Origin of the sequence: Maricaulis sp. (genome assembly GCF_034670125.1) — a bacterium.
Taxonomy (GTDB): Bacteria; Pseudomonadota; Alphaproteobacteria; order Caulobacterales; family Maricaulaceae; genus Maricaulis.
The window spans coordinates 56,622-72,092 of sequence record NZ_JAXMOC010000001.1 but is presented as its reverse complement, the minus strand read 5'-3'; the positions used below and the strand labels follow the sequence as shown (position 1 = coordinate 72,092).

The 15,471-nt window shown below is 62.1% G+C and carries 13 protein-coding genes; 8 read left to right on the top strand and 5 right to left on the bottom strand.

Going from position 1 to position 15,471, the window contains the following annotated elements; translation table 11 throughout:
• Window positions 1-20 precede the first annotated feature (20 nt).
• From VOI18_RS00240 to VOI18_RS00230, 3 genes are all read right to left on the bottom strand, one after another.
• On the bottom strand, window positions 21-1,646 hold the full coding sequence (locus VOI18_RS00240) for a sodium:solute symporter family transporter (protein WP_323760415.1): 1,626 nt from the start codon (window positions 1,644-1,646) through the stop codon (window positions 21-23).
• A gap of 83 nt (window positions 1,647-1,729) precedes the next feature.
• A complete protein-coding gene (locus tag VOI18_RS00235) occupies window positions 1,730-2,986 on the bottom strand; it encodes a glutamate-5-semialdehyde dehydrogenase (RefSeq protein ID WP_323760414.1) in 1,257 nt (418 codons plus the stop codon).
• A gap of 45 nt (window positions 2,987-3,031) precedes the next feature.
• Window positions 3,032-3,811 (bottom strand): pyrroline-5-carboxylate reductase, encoded by a 780-nt coding sequence (locus VOI18_RS00230; protein WP_323760413.1) that lies wholly within the window; start codon window positions 3,809-3,811, stop codon window positions 3,032-3,034.
• A 321-nt stretch (window positions 3,812-4,132) separates the two neighbouring features.
• Between VOI18_RS00230 and proB the strand changes: the two genes are divergently transcribed.
• The gene (proB, locus tag VOI18_RS00225; RefSeq protein ID WP_323760412.1) at window positions 4,133-5,290 is read left to right on the top strand and encodes a glutamate 5-kinase; all 1,158 of its coding nucleotides are present in this window, start codon (window positions 4,133-4,135) and stop codon (window positions 5,288-5,290) included.
• Window positions 5,291-5,384: 94 nt separating this feature from the next.
• Window positions 5,385-6,302, top strand: coding sequence for an acyl-CoA thioesterase II (locus VOI18_RS00220; RefSeq protein ID WP_323760411.1), 918 nt, complete (start codon window positions 5,385-5,387; stop codon window positions 6,300-6,302).
• A 92-nt stretch (window positions 6,303-6,394) separates the two neighbouring features.
• On the opposite strand, the gene VOI18_RS00215 is transcribed toward VOI18_RS00220, so the two are convergent.
• Complete coding sequence (locus VOI18_RS00215) at window positions 6,395-7,567, bottom strand: acetyl-CoA C-acyltransferase (RefSeq protein ID WP_323760410.1); 1,173 nt, start codon at window positions 7,565-7,567, stop codon at window positions 6,395-6,397.
• A 460-nt stretch (window positions 7,568-8,027) separates the two neighbouring features.
• Here VOI18_RS00215 and VOI18_RS00210 point away from each other — a divergent pair, with 460 nt between their 5' ends.
• Genes VOI18_RS00210 through VOI18_RS00200 form a run of 3 tightly spaced genes read left to right on the top strand, consistent with a single transcriptional unit; the run spans window position 8,028 to window position 11,107 of the window.
• Window positions 8,028-9,494 carry an MFS transporter gene (locus tag VOI18_RS00210; protein WP_323760409.1) on the top strand — a complete coding sequence of 489 codons (1,467 nt, stop codon included), beginning with the start codon at window positions 8,028-8,030 and terminating at the stop codon, window positions 9,492-9,494.
• 27 nt (window positions 9,495-9,521) lie between these two features.
• Window positions 9,522-10,679, top strand: coding sequence for a thiolase domain-containing protein (locus VOI18_RS00205; RefSeq protein WP_323760408.1), 1,158 nt, complete (start codon window positions 9,522-9,524; stop codon window positions 10,677-10,679).
• Window positions 10,676-11,107: a Zn-ribbon domain-containing OB-fold protein gene (locus tag VOI18_RS00200; RefSeq protein ID WP_323760407.1), complete on the top strand. Its 432-nt coding sequence runs from the start codon at window positions 10,676-10,678 to the stop codon at window positions 11,105-11,107. The genes VOI18_RS00205 and VOI18_RS00200 overlap by 4 nt, the downstream gene beginning before the upstream one ends.
• On the opposite strand, the gene VOI18_RS00195 is transcribed toward VOI18_RS00200, so the two are convergent.
• Window positions 11,078-12,334 carry a TetR/AcrR family transcriptional regulator gene (locus VOI18_RS00195; RefSeq protein WP_323760406.1) on the bottom strand — a complete coding sequence of 419 codons (1,257 nt, stop codon included), beginning with the start codon at window positions 12,332-12,334 and terminating at the stop codon, window positions 11,078-11,080. The genes VOI18_RS00200 and VOI18_RS00195 overlap by 30 nt on opposite strands.
• 260 nt (window positions 12,335-12,594) lie before the next feature.
• Here VOI18_RS00195 and VOI18_RS00190 point away from each other — a divergent pair, with 260 nt between their 5' ends.
• The 3 genes from VOI18_RS00190 to VOI18_RS00180 are packed head-to-tail and all read left to right on the top strand — an operon-like array spanning window position 12,595 to window position 15,299.
• Window positions 12,595-13,641 carry a phosphotransferase family protein gene (locus tag VOI18_RS00190; protein WP_323760405.1) on the top strand — a complete coding sequence of 349 codons (1,047 nt, stop codon included), beginning with the start codon at window positions 12,595-12,597 and terminating at the stop codon, window positions 13,639-13,641.
• A 51-nt stretch (window positions 13,642-13,692) separates the two neighbouring features.
• On the top strand, window positions 13,693-14,517 hold the full coding sequence (locus VOI18_RS00185; protein WP_416374846.1) for an SDR family NAD(P)-dependent oxidoreductase: 825 nt from the start codon (window positions 13,693-13,695) through the stop codon (window positions 14,515-14,517).
• Window positions 14,517-15,299 carry a thioesterase family protein gene (locus VOI18_RS00180; RefSeq protein ID WP_323760403.1) on the top strand — a complete coding sequence of 261 codons (783 nt, stop codon included), beginning with the start codon at window positions 14,517-14,519 and terminating at the stop codon, window positions 15,297-15,299. Before VOI18_RS00185 ends, VOI18_RS00180 begins: the two co-directional genes overlap by 1 nt.
• Window positions 15,300-15,471 lie beyond the last annotated feature (172 nt).

Sequence of the window (15,471 nt, the reverse complement as noted above, 5' to 3'; positions counted from 1 at the left end):
GTTTGTGGACGTGTTCGTGACTATCCGGCCTTGATGCGCGTGTGCATCTCGTCGAAATAGTCGGTCACTTCCGGTCCCGGCTTGGCGGTTGCCTTGGAGACGAAGTAGAGCGTCACCAGGCAGGCGATGAAGCCCGGTACGATCTCATACATCACGCCCGACAGCTGCAGGCCGTAGATCCACACCAGCACTGTGACCGCACCGGCAATCATGCCGGCGATGGCACCCAGTCGGGTCATGCCGCGCCAGAACAGGCTGACCAGGATGACCGGGCCGAAGGCGGCCCCGAAGCCGGCCCAGGCGTTGGACACGAGGCCAAGGATGTTGCTGTCCGGATTGAAGGCCAGCCCGATCGCCACCAGCGACACGGCCAGCACGGACAGGCGGCCGACCAGAACCAGCTCCTTCTGGCTGGCGCCGCGCCGCAGGAAGATCTTGTAGAAATCCTCGGTCAATGAACTCGACGAGACCAGAAGCTGGGACGAGATCGTACTCATGATCGCGGCCAGGATCGCCGCCAGCAGGAAGCCGGCGATATAGGGGTGGAAAATGACCTGGGAGAGCAGGATGAAGATGGTTTCCTGATCCTGCAACATCACCTCACCATCGGCGAAGGCGCCAGTGGTGTCGATGTTTTCCAGATCACCCATAGTGGTGGTGGCATCACTGGGTGCTTCCACGACCCGGGCGACATTGAGACCTTCGGCGGTCTGGATGCCCTGGCTTTTCACATAGGCGAGACCGGCGGCACCGGTCAGCACGGCACCGATCACGGTGATCAGCATCCAGCTCATGCCGATGCGGCGCATGGTGGCGACGTCCTTGAGCGACTTCACCGCCATGAAGCGCACGATGATGTGCGGCTGGCCGAAATAGCCCAGACCCCAGGCCATGGTCGAGATGATGCCGATCGCCGCGAGGCCGAGGCTCTCCTGCGGGATCATCGAGAGATAGGGTTTGTCCCACCCCCCGACATCGACGCTGAGGGTGCTCAAGGCATCGATGGTCGGTCCGAAGCCGCCGAGCTGCATTATGGTCACGACCGGAACGAGGACGAGGGCGAGGAACATGATCACGCCTTGCACGAAGTCGGTCAGGCTGACCGCCAGAAAACCGCCGAACAGCGTATAGGCGACCACAACACCGGCGGTCACAAACAGGCCGATCTGGTAGTTGAGACCAAAGGACGCTTCGAACAGCTTGCCGCCTGCGACCACGCCGGCCGACGTATAAATGGTGAAGAACAGCACGATGACGATGGCGGAGATCACACGAAGAAGCCGCGAATTGTCGGCGAACCGCTTTTCGAAATAGTCAGGGATGGTGATCGCGTCGTCGGCAACCTCGGTATAGACCCGCAGCCTCGGCGCGACGAGCTTGTAGTTGAAATAGGCGCCGATCATGAGGCCAATGGCGATCCAGCTTTCCGACATCCCGGTCAACAGGATGGCACCCGGCAGGCCCATCAGCATCCAGCCCGACATGTCGGACGCGCCGGCGGACAATGCTGCCACGGCCGGGTGCAACTGGCGCCCGCCCAGCATGTAGCCGGACACGTCATCCGTGGACTTGCGATAGGCGTACAGCCCGATCGCCATCATCAGGATGAAGTAGAGCGCCAGCGAAATAAGAGCTTCAATATCCATGGACTTGCCTTGGGTTCAGCGAAACGGAAGGTGGAAGATTGAGGAATTTGCCCTTTGGCTCAAGGCCAGTGGACGCCCGGCCGTCAAGGACGGGTCTGTCCTTCGCCGTGCACCAGGTACTTGAATGACGTGAGTTGCTCGAGACCGACCGGGCCACGGGCGTGCATCTTGCCGGTGGCAATACCGATTTCGGCGCCCATTCCGAATTCCCCGCCATCCGAGAATTGCGTCGACGCGTTGTGCATGACGACGGCACTGTCGATCATCGCCAGGAAGCATGCCGCGGCGTCTGCGTCTTCCGTCACAATGGCGTCGGTATGGCCGGACGAATGGGCCGCGACATGATTGATGCCGGCCTCCAGCCCGTCCACAATCCTTACCGACAGGCAGGCGTCGAGATACTCGGTATCCCAGTCTGCGTCATCGGCTGCCTTGATGCGCGGATCGATGGTGACGGCTGCCGGGTCGCCCCGAAACTCACAGGCGGTCATCCGGTCGACCAGGCGCGGCAGCAGGTCCGTGGCGACGCGCTCATCCACCACAAGGCTTTCGGTGGCACCGCAGATCCCGGTCCGGCGCAGCTTGGCGTTCTCGACGATGGCGACAGCCTTGTCGAGATCGGCACCGGCATGAACATAGGTGTGACAGTTGCCGTCGAGGTGAAGCAGCGTTGGCACGCGCGCCTGATCGCGGACCAGCGAGACCAGGCCCTTGCCGCCGCGCGGGATGACGAGGTCGACGAATTGGGTGCACTGGAGCAGATGCTTCACGGCGTCGCGATTGGCGGTGTCGATCATCTGGATCGCATCGTCCGGCAGGTCGGCCTCACGCAGGCCTTCCTTCATGCATTCAACAATGATGCGGGTCGAGTTGAGGCTTTCCGAGCCACCGCGCAGGATCACGGCATTGCCGGATTTCAGGCACAATGCGCCGGCGTCAGCGCCGACATTCGGGCGCGACTCGTAGATCATGCCGATTACGCCCAACGGCACCGCGACGCGTTCGATCCGCAAGCCATTGGGTCGATCAATTTCGGCCAGGATGCGCCCCACCGGGTCGGGCAGGGTCGCGATCGCCTCGACCGCACTGGCCACCCCTTCAATCCTGTCACCATCCAGCATCAAACGGTCAATGAAGGCATCCGGCTTGCCGGCCTTGCGCACGCCCTCAACGTCGATGCGATTGGCCTCGAGCAGATCGTTGGCCCGTAGTCGCAGGGCCGCCGCTGCGGCAATGAGGGCCGCATTCTTTCGCTCCGTGGACGCCGTCGCGAGAGTGCGGGAGGCGGCACGGGCCTGGCGGCCGAGTTGTTCGATATAGGCTTGCATACGGTCTGACATGGCTTCCTTGGGGTGCAGTGTTATTGAGAAGGGCGTGTCGGGCAACTAGCGCAGTTCGACCGCCCGGTCGTAGGCTGCACGCGTGGTGTCGCGCAGCAGGTCGTCCAGCTGGCCATCCCGGCGCAGCACATTGATCCCGGCTTCTGTCGTGCCCTTCTTGCTCATCACGGAATTGCGCAGTTCCGCGACGTCCTGGTCCGAGCGGGCTGCCATTTCGATGGCGCCGCCCATGGTTTCCAGAACGAGCGAGCGGGCTGTCTCCGCAGTAAAGCCCAAGGCCTCTGCTGCCGCGATATAGCTGCGGGCGATTTCGAAGACATAGCCCGGCCCGCTGCCGGCGACGGCCGTGAGACGGTCCAGTTCATCCTCGTCGTCCAGCCAGACCGCCATTCCGGTTGTACGGGCCAGTTGATCGGCAAGCTCACGGTGAAGGTCGGCGCAAGCCGGACCCGCGAACAGGCCATTGACGCTGCGTCCGATCAGGGCCGGGAGGTTCGGCATGAGGCGGATCACCGGCGCGTTGTTGAGGAGGTTGGCCAGTGAACCGGTCGAATACCCGGCGGCGATCGAGACATAACAGCCGCCGTCTGCCAGCAAGTCAGCGTAGTCGGGCATCACTTCGGGAATTTGCTGAGGTTTGACCGCGATGATGATGGCATCAAACCGGCGACCGGCAAGGGCCTCGTGGCCGGCGACGTGCTCGGTGCCGGGCGGCAGGGCGCGGCCGCTCCGGTTCACGGTGGTGAAACGCGCGGGCATGGCATCAAGCCAGCGTCGCAGCATGGCGCCGCCCATTTTTCCGCATCCCACCAACAGAATTTCCATGCCAAGTCCGCTCCGTCCGTGATGCCACTCCCGGGCGGAAGCGGCCTGCTCACATGAAAATGCCCGATCCGCCGGGGCAGGTCGAGCACGATGTGGAGGGCTATATAGCAAAAACAATTTCGAATTCAAATTATATATGCGGTTGCAGCATCTCCGCGTTCCAGCCCTCGGGGCATAAGAAATTACGCCATATACCACGCTTGTTTCGGCGACCGGCGAGCTTTTGGACATGTTTTGGGGTTGAAAAATTTCGAATGCTAAATAGTTTGCGCGAACTATTGGCGCCGGGATGCTATTCGGCGTGTTATTCAGGAGAACCGTGTGAGCCAGCGTCAACGCATCGTCGTCAAGATCGGATCTAGCCTTTTGGCCAATGATCGCCGACTGACACTTCGCTATGCCTTCATGAACGAGTTGCTGGCGGATATCGCCCGGCTCCGCGATCAGGGTCATGATGTCGTGCTGGCGTCGTCCGGAGCTGTGGCCCTGGGGCTCAATGCGATCAAGACCTCGCCAGAGGAGGCAGGCGTGCTGGACAAGCAGGCAGCTGCGGCGTGCGGGCAACCGCTACTGCTTCACGCCTACCGGCAGGTGGCACAGGAGCACGGTTTTGATATCGCGCAAATTCTCGTGACGCTGGATGATCTGGAGGAACGTCGACGATTCCTCAACACCAAGAACACGATCCAGCGCCTGTTCGAGCGCGGCATCATGCCGATCGTCAACGAGAATGACACGGTGACCACCGAAGAGATCCGGGTTGGCGACAATGACCGTCTTGCCGCCAGTGTCGCGCAGATGATCCAGGCTGATCATCTCATCATCCTGACCAGCATCGACGGGCTGTATGATCGCGACCCGTCGGACCCGGAGGCGCAGTTTGTCGACACGATCGAGGACGTTACCGAGTATCTTGAAGTCACTTCCGGGACGAGTTCGCTGGGCTCGGGCGGCATGCTGACCAAGATTCAAGCGGCCAATCTGGCCCAGAATGCCGGCTGTACCACCCTGATTGCGGAGGGCACGATCGATCGCCCCGTTTCCGCTGTCCTGAGCGGAGAGCGCCGCCACACCAAGTGCGTCGCCAAGGGCACCCCCGCGTCGTCCTGGGCTGTCTGGCTGACCAACCGGCTGCATCGCGCTGGCGGTCTCGTTCTTACGGATTCCGCCGCGGCGGCGTTGAAGACCAGCGCGACCGGCGTCAGTCACGAGGATGTGGTGAAGATCCATGGCGCGTTCACCAAGGGCGATGTCCTGCACATCTATTCGGAGAGCGGTGATGAGGTCGCTCGCGGGCTAACCAATTTCTCGTCCGACGAAACAATGATGCTGGCGCGGCACACCGATCATTCGGTCAAGGAGTTGCTGGGTTATAACGCCCGACCGGAAATCGTGAACCGCGACAACATGGTTATTCTCGATTCCCAGCATTTGCCCTGGGATGCGCCCACGAAGTCGCTGCGTGTGGTCGCGTCCTGACCTGATCGGCTGATCGCCGTACCCGAAGCTGGAAATTCGCACGCGCGCGGTCCAGACTTGGCGCTGAAACGAAGATCCGGTTGAGGGCAGCAGCATGGCTGAAGCTGACAAGTCAGACATTGACAGGGACGACGCGCATCGTCGCACGCCAGCCGAGCTGGCGGCGGGTCTGGTCCATCTGCTTGATGTCGAGGAGATCGATGTCGACCTGTACCGTGGGCGCCGCAATCCCGGCGGTCGTGGCCGGGTCTTTGGTGGGCAGGTTATTGCCCAGGCGCTGACGTCTGCGGTCGGTTCGGTTGATCCGGAGCGGCATGTCCATTCCCTGCACGCCTATTTCATGCGTCCGGGCGATGAGGACTTCCCGATCATCTATCGGGTCGAGCGTGACTACGATGGGGGGAGTTTCTCAAACCGTCGTGTCATCGCGATGCAGCGGGGCAAGCCCATCCTCAACATGACGGCTTCCTTTCAGAAGCCGGAGGCGGGGCTGACGCACCAGGTCGATTTGGGGGATGTCATCACGCCTGACGAGTTGCCGACCGAGGTCGAGCTCCTGCGCAAGATGAAAGATCAGATTCCAGAGCCGTTCTACCGCTTCATGACGCGGCCGCGCCCGATCGAGATGCGACCGGTCGACCCTTGGTCGCCGCTCGATCCGCGCAAGCGGGAACCGAAGCGACAGATCTGGATACGCGCCACCGATCTGGCAACAGACAACCAGATCATGCACCGCGCCATTCTTGCCTTTGCGTCCGACATGGCGCTGTTGAGTACCTGCATGCAGCCACATGGCGTCAGCTGGATGACCCGGAAAATGCAGTCGGCCAGCCTCGACCACGCGATCTGGTTTCACGAGGACGTCGATATGGGGGATTGGCTGCTCTATGATACGGACAGCCCATGGTCCGGCGCCGGTCGGGGCTTCAATCGGGGGCAGCTCTTTGACCGCCAGGGCAGGCTGGTCGCGTCGACCGCGCAAGAAGGGCTGATCCGTCTGCGCGACGAATAGGTCCGGCATTGGAAGCCGGACACTGCTGACGAAAGGGGCCGCGCCGGATGATCCGGTGCGGCCCCTTCGTGTTCATGCGGTCCGTAGCCGGACTACAGAACCTCGAACAGGCCGGCGGCGCCCATGCCGCCACCGACGCACATGGTGACGACAACGTATTTGGCGCCCTGTCGCTTGCCCTCGATCAGGGCGTGTCCGACCATGCGGGCGCCAGACATGCCATAGGGGTGGCCAATCGAGATGGCGCCGCCATTGACGTTCAGCCTGTCGGCCGGGATGCCCAGCTTGTCCGCGCAATAGAGGACCTGAACGGCGAAGGCTTCGTTGAGTTCCCACAGGCCGACATCATCCGTCTTGAGGCCGAACCGCTCGAGCAGTTTCGGCACCGCGACGACCGGGCCGATGCCCATCTCGTCCGGTTCGGTGCCGGCGACGGCCATGCCCATGTAGCGACCCAGCGGGGCCAGGCCACGCTTTGCTGCCAGACCGGCTTCCATTACAACGCAGGCCGAGGCGCCGTCAGAGAGTTGCGAGGCGTTGCCGGCGGTGATGGTGCCGCCTTCGATGACTGCGTTCAGGCCCTGCAGGCCGGCTAGCTCGGTGCCCGGGCGGTTGCCTTCGTCCTTTTCAAGGAAAACCTCCTGCTGCGAGGTTTCGCCTGTGGCCTTGTCGACGACAATCTTGGTCGACTTCATCGGCACGATCTCGTCATCGAACTTGCCGGCGTCCTGGGCGGCGGCGGTGCGCTGCTGAGATTGCAGGCCGTATTCGTCCATGCGCTCGCGGGAGATGCCATAGCGTTCGGCCACGATCTCGGCTGTCTGCAGCATGGGCATGTAGATGTCCTTGTGCATGGCCAGAAGTTCCGGGTCCGGCTGGACGCGCATTTCCTTGGTCTGGACCATCGAGATCGACTCGACGCCGCCGGCGACAACCACATCCATGCGGTCGACGATGACCTGCTTGGCCGCCGTGGCGATTGTCATCAGGCCGGAGGAGCACTGGCGGTCCATCGACTGGCCGGCGACGGTGACCGGAAGTCCGGCCCGCAGCGCGGCGGTGCGGCCAATCGTGTGCTGCACGCCCTGCTGCAGGGCCGCACCGATGATCACATCCTGGATTTCGGCCGGGTCGACCTTGGAACGCTCGACGGCAGACTTGATGGCGTGGCCGCACAGGGTCGGCGAAGGTGTGGCATTGAAGGCGCCGCGATAGGCCTTGCCGATCGGGGTGCGGGCTGTGGAGACGATGACGGCATCACGCATGATTGAATCTCTCTGACTGTGGAAACAGGATGTTCGGGAGGGGGGGCGCCGGGTTTCAGCGTGTCGTTGTCGACGACTTCGAAGACCGGGATTGCCGGACATCGGGCCTGCCTGTTCGACTTTGCCTGCGCCTTGCCTCTCCCCTGTTGCAATGGGTTATGGTCACGTTCTAGTCGCCTGAAGTGGAGCGGGGCAAGAAAAAACCGGACCGGTTTGCCAATTTTGGTCAGCGAGGTCGCAAATCCGGATGACGGTCATGCATGCGCATCTCCATTCTGTCGCTCTTGTCGCTTTTCAAATTACAGGTATGCTCGTTTGGTCGTGAGAAAGTGCCCATGCTGGATGGCTGCGCCGCCGCGGCATGCCGGGACGCTGAATACAGCGCCTGGTTTCGAGGGAGGAGGGCCGCGCCCATGACGGGATTACGCGGGAGAGTCTGCCACGTGTCTCTGGAGGGCGCATGACTGAACGGACCCATCCGGTGGGTGCGCCGCCTCTGAATTTCCAGATCAAGATGTTGTACGGCATTGGTTCCATGGCCTATGGCGTCAAGGACGCGGCGTTCAAGGTCTTCCTCCTGTACTTCTACAATTATGTGATGGGGGCTCCGGCCGAGCTTGTCGGAGCGGCGATCCTGACGGTCATGATCGTCGATGCGATCTCGGACCCGATTGTCGGCCAGATTTCTGACAGTCTGAGAACGCGATGGGGCCGCCGGCACCCGCTGATGTATGCCTCCGCCCTGCCGGCTGCTGGCAGTTTTCTCCTGCTCTGGTTTCCTCCGGCAGGTCTCAGTGGAGTTGGTTTGTTCTGGTATATCGTGATCGTGGCGTCGTGCGTGCGAACCTTCATCACGCTTTATGAAATTCCATCCTCGGCGCTCGCCCCGGAACTGGCCACCGACTATGACGAGCGGACCTCGATTGCGAGCTATCGCTTTTTCTTTGGTTATGCTGGAGGCATCGGGCTGGCCTTCGTCGCGCTCGCCTTTTTCCTCGCCGAGACGCCGGAACACCCTTCTGGCATCACCAATCCGGATGGGTATGTTGCCTTCGGCGTGACCGGAGCGGTGATCATGATTGTGTCCGTGCTGGTCTCGACCGCGGGAACACATCACCGGATCAAGTATCTGCGGCAATTGCCGCCGCCGCGGACGCGCAACCCCTTCCAGACGCTGGGGATGATGCGCAAGACCTTTTCCCACAAGGGTTTTCTCGCTGTTTTGGCCTTTGGTGTCCTTAAATACACCGCTGTCGGCATGAGTTCCGCGCTGATCCTCTATTTCGGATCGCTGCTTTGGGGATTTGGCGGGCCCGGCCTGGCCATTCTGTCGCTGGACGGCTTCCTCGGCGCCTTCCTGGCTCTGGCCATCGCGCCGCGGCTCTCAAAGCGGCTGGGCAAGCGCGGCGCCGCATTCCTGCTCGCGGTGACCGGGGTCCTGTTTGTCATCTCGCCCTATATTCTGCGGTTGATCGGCGTGTTCTATGCGAACGACAATCCCTTGTTGTTGCCGGTCTTGTTCGTAATCTCGTCGCTTTACGCCTCCTGCGCCATCTCATCTGCGATCCTGGTCCATGCCATGATCGCCGATGTGGCAGACGCAAGCGCCGTCGCGACGGGGCGCCGCGCCGAAGGTCTGTTCTATGCCGCCAACTCCTTCATGCAGAAATGCGCATCGGGGCTGGGGGCGATGGTCGCGGCAATCATGCTCGCGATGGTCGGGATGCCCGATGATGCCCGTACGAGCGGTGTCGAGATGAGCGTGGTGACCGGGCTGGCCCAACTCTACATCCCGATGATGGCGGTGCTTTATATCGGCGGGGCGTGTTTCCTCTATTTCTACCGGATCGACCGGGCCAGCCACGAGGCCAATCTTGCTTCTATCCGTGCCAGCGAAGTGCCGGGTGCGTCCGGTCCCGCGGAATAAGTCAGCGAAAGACACACAGGGCCCATCATGTCGTTACGAAACTCTGCCTGCATTGCCGGTGCCTTTGAGCACCCGACCCGGCTCGCACCGGACATGACGACGCCGCAGCTGCATGCCGAATGTGCTGCCGGCGCGTTGGCCGATGCCGGACTTTCACTGGCCGATGTCGACGGCTATTTCTGCGCCACGGACGCGCCGGGGTTCGGACCCATCTCGATGATCGACTATCTGGGGCTCGATATTCGTCACACCGACTCTACCGAGATGGGGGGCTGTACCTACATCCAGCACGTCGCCCATGCCGCGCAGGCGATCGCGATGGGTCAATGCTCGGTGGCGCTGATCACGCTCGCCGGCCGTCCGCGGTCGGAGGCTGTGCAGCGTTTTCGACCCGGTGCCCCGGAAGCGGCATTTGAGCAATGGGTCGGGCTGACCAATCACACCAGCTACGGCATGTGCGCCGCGCGCCACATGCATGAGTTCGGGACCACCTCGGAGCAACTGGCCTGGATCAAGGTCGCCGCCTCCCATCATGCCCGGCACAATCCTCACGCCATGCTGCCGAAGACCGTGACGGTCGAGGATGTCCTCGCAAGCCCGATGATCGCGGACCCGTTGCACCGTCTTGATTGTTGCGTGACCACGGATGGCGGCGGTGCCCTGGTTGTTGTGTCGCCGGATATCGCGAAGACATTGAACCGGCCTGTGATATCGCTGCTGGGGGCCGGCGAGGCGACCAAGGGTCCCTCGGGAGGTCTCGGCCTAGACCTGACGGTCTCGGCGGCCGCGAAGTCTGGGCCCCGCGCCTTCGAGGAAGCGGGCGTGACACCGGCCGATATCAGGTACGCGTCGATCTATGACAGCTTCACCATCACCGTTTTGATCCAGCTGGAGGACCTGGGGTTCTGCGCCAAGGGCGACGGTGGAAAATTCGTGGCGGAGGGCAATCTGATCTCCGGCACGGGGAAGCTCCCATTCAATACTGATGGCGGCGGCCTGTGCAATAATCACCCCATGTTTCGTGGCGGCATCACCAAGGTGATCGAAGCCGTCCGGCAATTGCGCGGTGAGGCGGCGCCAGCTGTCCAGGTGCCCGGTTGTGACCTCGCGCTGGCGACCGGCATCGGCGGGTCATTGGGAGCCCGTCATGGCGCAGCAACCCTTATTCTGGAGCGTCAGTCATGAGCGCGCGCACGTTCTCCGCCCCGCAGCCAAACTCGGAAACCGGGCCGTTCTGGGACGGGTTGGGCGCGGGCGTGCTACGCATCAAGATCTGCGACAGCTGTGACCGGGCCCATTACTATCCACGTGCCATCTGCCCGCATTGCGGTTCGGCGGACACCCGTTGGGTGGATGCGTCCGGCTTTGGCGAAATCTACAGCCTGTCGGTCATGCGGCGTGGCGAGGGCGCGCCGTTTGCGGTGGCTTATGTGACGCTCGATGAAGGTGTGGCCGTCTTGACCAATCTGGTCGCCGACGACCTGGACAGCCTGGCTATCGGCCAGCGGGTCCAACTGGCTCCGGTAGCAAGCGAAGGCGGGGGCTCGGAGAGCGGGCCCAATCTTCCATGCTTCGCGCCAAGCCTACCCGCGAAAGGGCTTCGGCGGCGGTGAGAACAGCCCATGGGCCAGCGTCGACGCGTAATAGGAAAAGGCTGAAGCCGGATCGACATCCTTGATCCAGTCGCGCAGATCATAGGCCGAGTTCAGCGCGCCCATGATCGCCTGGCTTGCGACCAGAGGGTCGACTGGTCGGACGGAACCCTCTGTAATGCCGTCGATCATCATGCCTGCGAAGCGTCGTGCCATGCGATTGGACCGGTCGAGAACATCGTTTCGCAAGTCGGTCGGCAGGGCCTGCAGGGCGGTCGTGCGCAGTAACGGAAATTCGCTGTAGAGCTGAACGTTCAACAGCGTTGCCATCGACGAAGACAGCCTTTGCCACTGATCGCCGCCAGCCTTGGTTGCGGCTCTCTGCACCAGTGACACCCGGCCATAGGATCGCCGGAAGCACTCAAGGACCAGCTCGTCCTTGGCTTCCAGGTGGTGGTAGAAGCTGCCTTTGGTGACATTCAGTTCCGACGCGATCTGCTCGACCGATGCGCCACGATAGCCTCGCTCATTGATCAGGAAGGTGGCGGCCCGGGCGAAATTACCTGGCATGCCCTCGATCCCCACTTTCAGCTCGGACTCGTCGATTGGCAGCAGGTGCGGGGTCCAGCCGGCACCCTTCGGCGCGATGCCGTGCTCGAAGATTTCCACCATGCGGTGGATCACCCGGTCATAATCGCCGGTCGAATACTGCGACAGCCAGGCCGGGACCCAGAACATGTTCTGCACAAGGACATGGGCACGGATGGTGCCGAGAATTTTTTCCTCGGGCGTTTTGGGGGCATCAAAATAGGTGCGCAGCTTGCGGAACACCCCCACATAGCGCTTCGTCAACTCGCTGCCGAAGGGCTCGTTGAGCGCCCGGATATCGGAGATGACCGCGATGGGGCGCTCGACTTCAGCATTGATCCGGGCCTGCAGGTCAAAATTCAGCCGGATATATCGCTCGACCCGGGCCCTTGGGGTTCGTTCCGAGGAGGCTTCGTCCACAAGGTGCTCGATCCGCTCAAGCGCGCGCTCGAGTACAGCGGCGGCCAGCAATTCCTTGCGTTTGAAATAGTAGGTTATGCTGGTCGTGTTGAGGTCGACCAGCTGGGCGACGTCCACGAATGTCATGCCGCGCACGCCATGCCGGTTGATCAGGGTGGCAGCGGCGTCGAGGATGAGCTCGCGCTTTTGATGGAAACGGCGGGTCTTCGCCGTGTCCGCAGTATTCGGAGTCGCATTCATATCATCCGCTTAGCAGAGTTTGGTGATCCGGTCACGCGGTCCGGCGTCACGTCCATCCAGACGTGTTCACATTTTCGATAGCGGAATCGGTATGGTGCGAGCGCATTCGGACGTTTGATCTAGTGCCCCCATTTAAGGGCATTTTGTGCGCACTAGGCGGTCTCGAGTTGCGAAGGTCAGCCATTTACCGAGGAAACGGTATGGTCTATCCCTCAGCGATACAGGACAACCTGCTTGGTATCTTTCACTCGGGATTGACGATGACAGCTGTGACTGGCGCGCCGGCGCCTGATGATATGGACCTGCCTCGCCTTGAAGCGTGGCTGGCGTCCCGAATTCCCGGGTTCAGCGGGCCTATCCGGCTGAGCAAATTTCCGGGCGGGCAGTCGAACCCGACTTACCGTCTGGAAACCGCCACCACATCCCATGTGCTGCGGCGGAAACCTTTTGGCCCGGTCCTTCCCTCGGCGCATGCTGTAGATCGTGAGTACAGGCTGATTTCTGCGCTCCACCCCGCCGGTTTCCCCGTCGCCCGCCCGTACGCGCTGTGCACCGATGACAGCGTTATTGGCTCGATGTTCTATGTCATGGAGCTGGTCGACGGGCGCTCGCTGGCCGATGGAAGCCTGCCGGGCGAAGCGCCGGCATCACGTGCAGCCATGTACCGGGCTCTGACCACGACACTGGCCGATCTTCACAATGTTGATCATGTGGCGGCCGGATTGGCCGATTACGGGCGCCCGGGAAATTATTTCGAGCGCCAGGTGGGGCGCTGGACCAAGCAGTACCGTGCATCCCAGACGGACGACCTGCCGGAAGTGGAGGCGCTGATCGAATTCCTGCCCCGCACTGTGCCCGAGCAGTCGCGGACATCGATCATTCACGGTGACTATCGCATCGACAACGCCCTGTTCGAGCCGGATGGCACTCGCATCAAGGCGGTCCTTGACTGGGAGCTCTCGACCCTTGGCGATCCGCTAGCCGACTTTACCTATTACGCCATGCAGTGGGTGATGCCGGCCGAAGCCGGCGGGGCGGGGCTGGAGGGTGTTGATTATGCCGCGACCGGCATTCCAACCCTCGACGACACTGTTGCTCTGTATTGTTCGCTGACCGGCCGCGACAGTGTGCCGGCCATGGACTGGTACTTCGCCTACAATCTGTTCCGGCTGGTCGGCATCGTGCAGGGAATCAAGAAGCGGATCATTGAAGGCAATGCGTCCAGCGACACGGCACAAGCGACCGTGGCGCGCCTTCGCCCCTTGGCGAAACGCGCCTGGGAGTTCGCGCGACAGGCGGGCGCCTGACACCGCGGCGCGGTGAAATTCGGGATTTCAATCGGGAGAGCCAAGATGTCCATGTTCAGTTTGGCGGGGAAGTCCGCGATAATCACAGGTGGCGCTTCCGGGATCGGTCGGGCGTCGGCCGTGCTGTTCGCCCAGGCGGGTGCCAGCGTTATGGTTTGTGATCGATCAGATTCGGTCGAGGAAACCGTCGAGACGATCCGGGCCGAGGGTGGCGATGCCAGGTCGCTGGTCATGGACGCGGGTTCGGAAGCGGATGTGAAGGCGGCCGTCGCGGAGGCCGTGAATGCGTTCGGGCGTCTCGATATCGCCTTTGCGAATGCCGGGATCACAGGCGGGCTGCCTGAATTCTTCGAAACCACAGAGCAGACCTGGGCCGATGTGCTCCGGGTCAACCTCATCGGGCCATTTCTGGCCATCAAGCATGCCGCTCCGCAGATCATTCAGGCGGGCGGCGGGTCAATCATCTGTACGGCGTCGGTAGCGGGCTTGCGTCATGGCGCGGGCCCGGTCGCCTACTCTGCGTCGAAGGCCGGTGTGATCAATCTGGTCCAGCATGCCTGTCAAAGCCTGCTGGGCACCAATGTCCGGGTCAACGCGATCTGCCCCGGCCTGACCGAAACAGGCATGACCAAGCCGCTTTATGATCAGGTTCGGGCCGCGGGCAAGGAAAACCGGATTGGTCAGCTCAACCCGCTTCAACGCGGTGGCGAGCCGGAAGAGATCGCCGCCATGGCGCTCTTCCTTGCATCGCCGGCATCCAGCTATGTCAATGGACAGGCCATCCCGGTTGATGGCGGACTGTCGTCTTCACACCCGGTGTCGCCGGCGACGCTGAGGGCCACAAGGCTGGCGCTCGAAGCCTTGAGGGATGACTGATGTCGCTACCGCAGATTTTGTCCGACGCCGAAATCGACGCTGCCGGAGCCACCCTGACCGTAAGCGTGCCGGATACATGGATGCAGGGGCGTACGGTCTATGGCGGGTTGACCGCCGCTCTTGCCCTCGAGGCGGCGATACGATCTGCGCCGGATCTGCCGCCGCTGCGCTCCGCCCAGATCGCATTCGTCGGTCCCTTGGCCGGAACTGTGACGGTCAGCACCGAGCTTCTTCGCCGGGGGCGGACAGCGGCCTTCATCGAGGCCAGTGTTCATGCGGATGGCAAGCTGGGCATGAAGGCCCTGTTTGTGTTCATGGTAGGGCTTGAGTCCAGTATCGACTATTCAGTAACCGCCCGACCGGACGTGCCGGGTCCTGGCGATGCCGCGCCCGCGCGAGCCAATCCCGACCCCAAATTCTTCACCAGCAATCTCGAATACCGGCACGGGCTTCCGATCGAGGCGCGACACGACCCGGACTTCATGCGCTGGGTCCGATTGAAGGATCGTACCGGCCTGCATCCGATGGTCGAACTGATGGCCATTGGAGATGCCCTGCCGCCTGCCGCGATGGCACTGTTTTCCAGGCCAGGACCGATCAGTTCGATGACTTGGCAGGTCAATTTGCTGATGGCCGAACCGGCGACTTCGGACGGATGGTGGCTGTCACGCTCAACCGCGGATCTGGCCCGTCATGGATCGTCGAGCCAGGCCATGCAAGTCTGGAATGCGGCGCGCGAGCCTGTGGTCACAGGCATGCAGAGCGTCGCGATTTTCGTCTGACCCGGCTGCGGAGCTGTCGCGCCGCCCTTGCCGACCAACTGTGACGGTACTCAGGCATGATCCTGTATCGGGTTTGGTGACCGTCTTGATGCTCTCCCGACCGGGTCGCCACGTTCGGCCTCGTCTGTCGGTCGGTTCTGATAGGGCGGGGCGGCGCGGTTGCTCAGAAGAT

Coding starts and splice junctions, on each gene's coding strand:
- VOI18_RS00230 (WP_323760413.1), bottom strand. CDS start 3,811: ATGGAAATTCTGTTGGTGGGATGCGGAAAAATGGGCGGCGCCATGCTG.
- VOI18_RS00210 (WP_323760409.1), top strand. CDS start 8,028: ATGACTGAACGGACCCATCCGGTGGGTGCGCCGCCTCTGAATTTCCAG.
- VOI18_RS00195 (WP_323760406.1), bottom strand. CDS start 12,334: ATGAATGCGACTCCGAATACTGCGGACACGGCGAAGACCCGCCGTTTC.
- VOI18_RS00215 (WP_323760410.1), bottom strand. CDS start 7,567: ATGCGTGATGCCGTCATCGTCTCCACAGCCCGCACCCCGATCGGCAAG.
- VOI18_RS00240 (WP_323760415.1), bottom strand. CDS start 1,646: ATGGATATTGAAGCTCTTATTTCGCTGGCGCTCTACTTCATCCTGATG.
- VOI18_RS00190 (WP_323760405.1), top strand. CDS start 12,595: ATGACAGCTGTGACTGGCGCGCCGGCGCCTGATGATATGGACCTGCCT.
- VOI18_RS00220 (WP_323760411.1), top strand. CDS start 5,385: ATGGCTGAAGCTGACAAGTCAGACATTGACAGGGACGACGCGCATCGT.
- VOI18_RS00180 (WP_323760403.1), top strand. CDS start 14,517: ATGTCGCTACCGCAGATTTTGTCCGACGCCGAAATCGACGCTGCCGGA.
- VOI18_RS00200 (WP_323760407.1), top strand. CDS start 10,676: ATGAGCGCGCGCACGTTCTCCGCCCCGCAGCCAAACTCGGAAACCGGG.
- VOI18_RS00235 (WP_323760414.1), bottom strand. CDS start 2,986: ATGTCAGACCGTATGCAAGCCTATATCGAACAACTCGGCCGCCAGGCC.
- VOI18_RS00185 (WP_416374846.1), top strand. CDS start 13,693: ATGTTCAGTTTGGCGGGGAAGTCCGCGATAATCACAGGTGGCGCTTCC.
- VOI18_RS00205 (WP_323760408.1), top strand. CDS start 9,522: ATGTCGTTACGAAACTCTGCCTGCATTGCCGGTGCCTTTGAGCACCCG.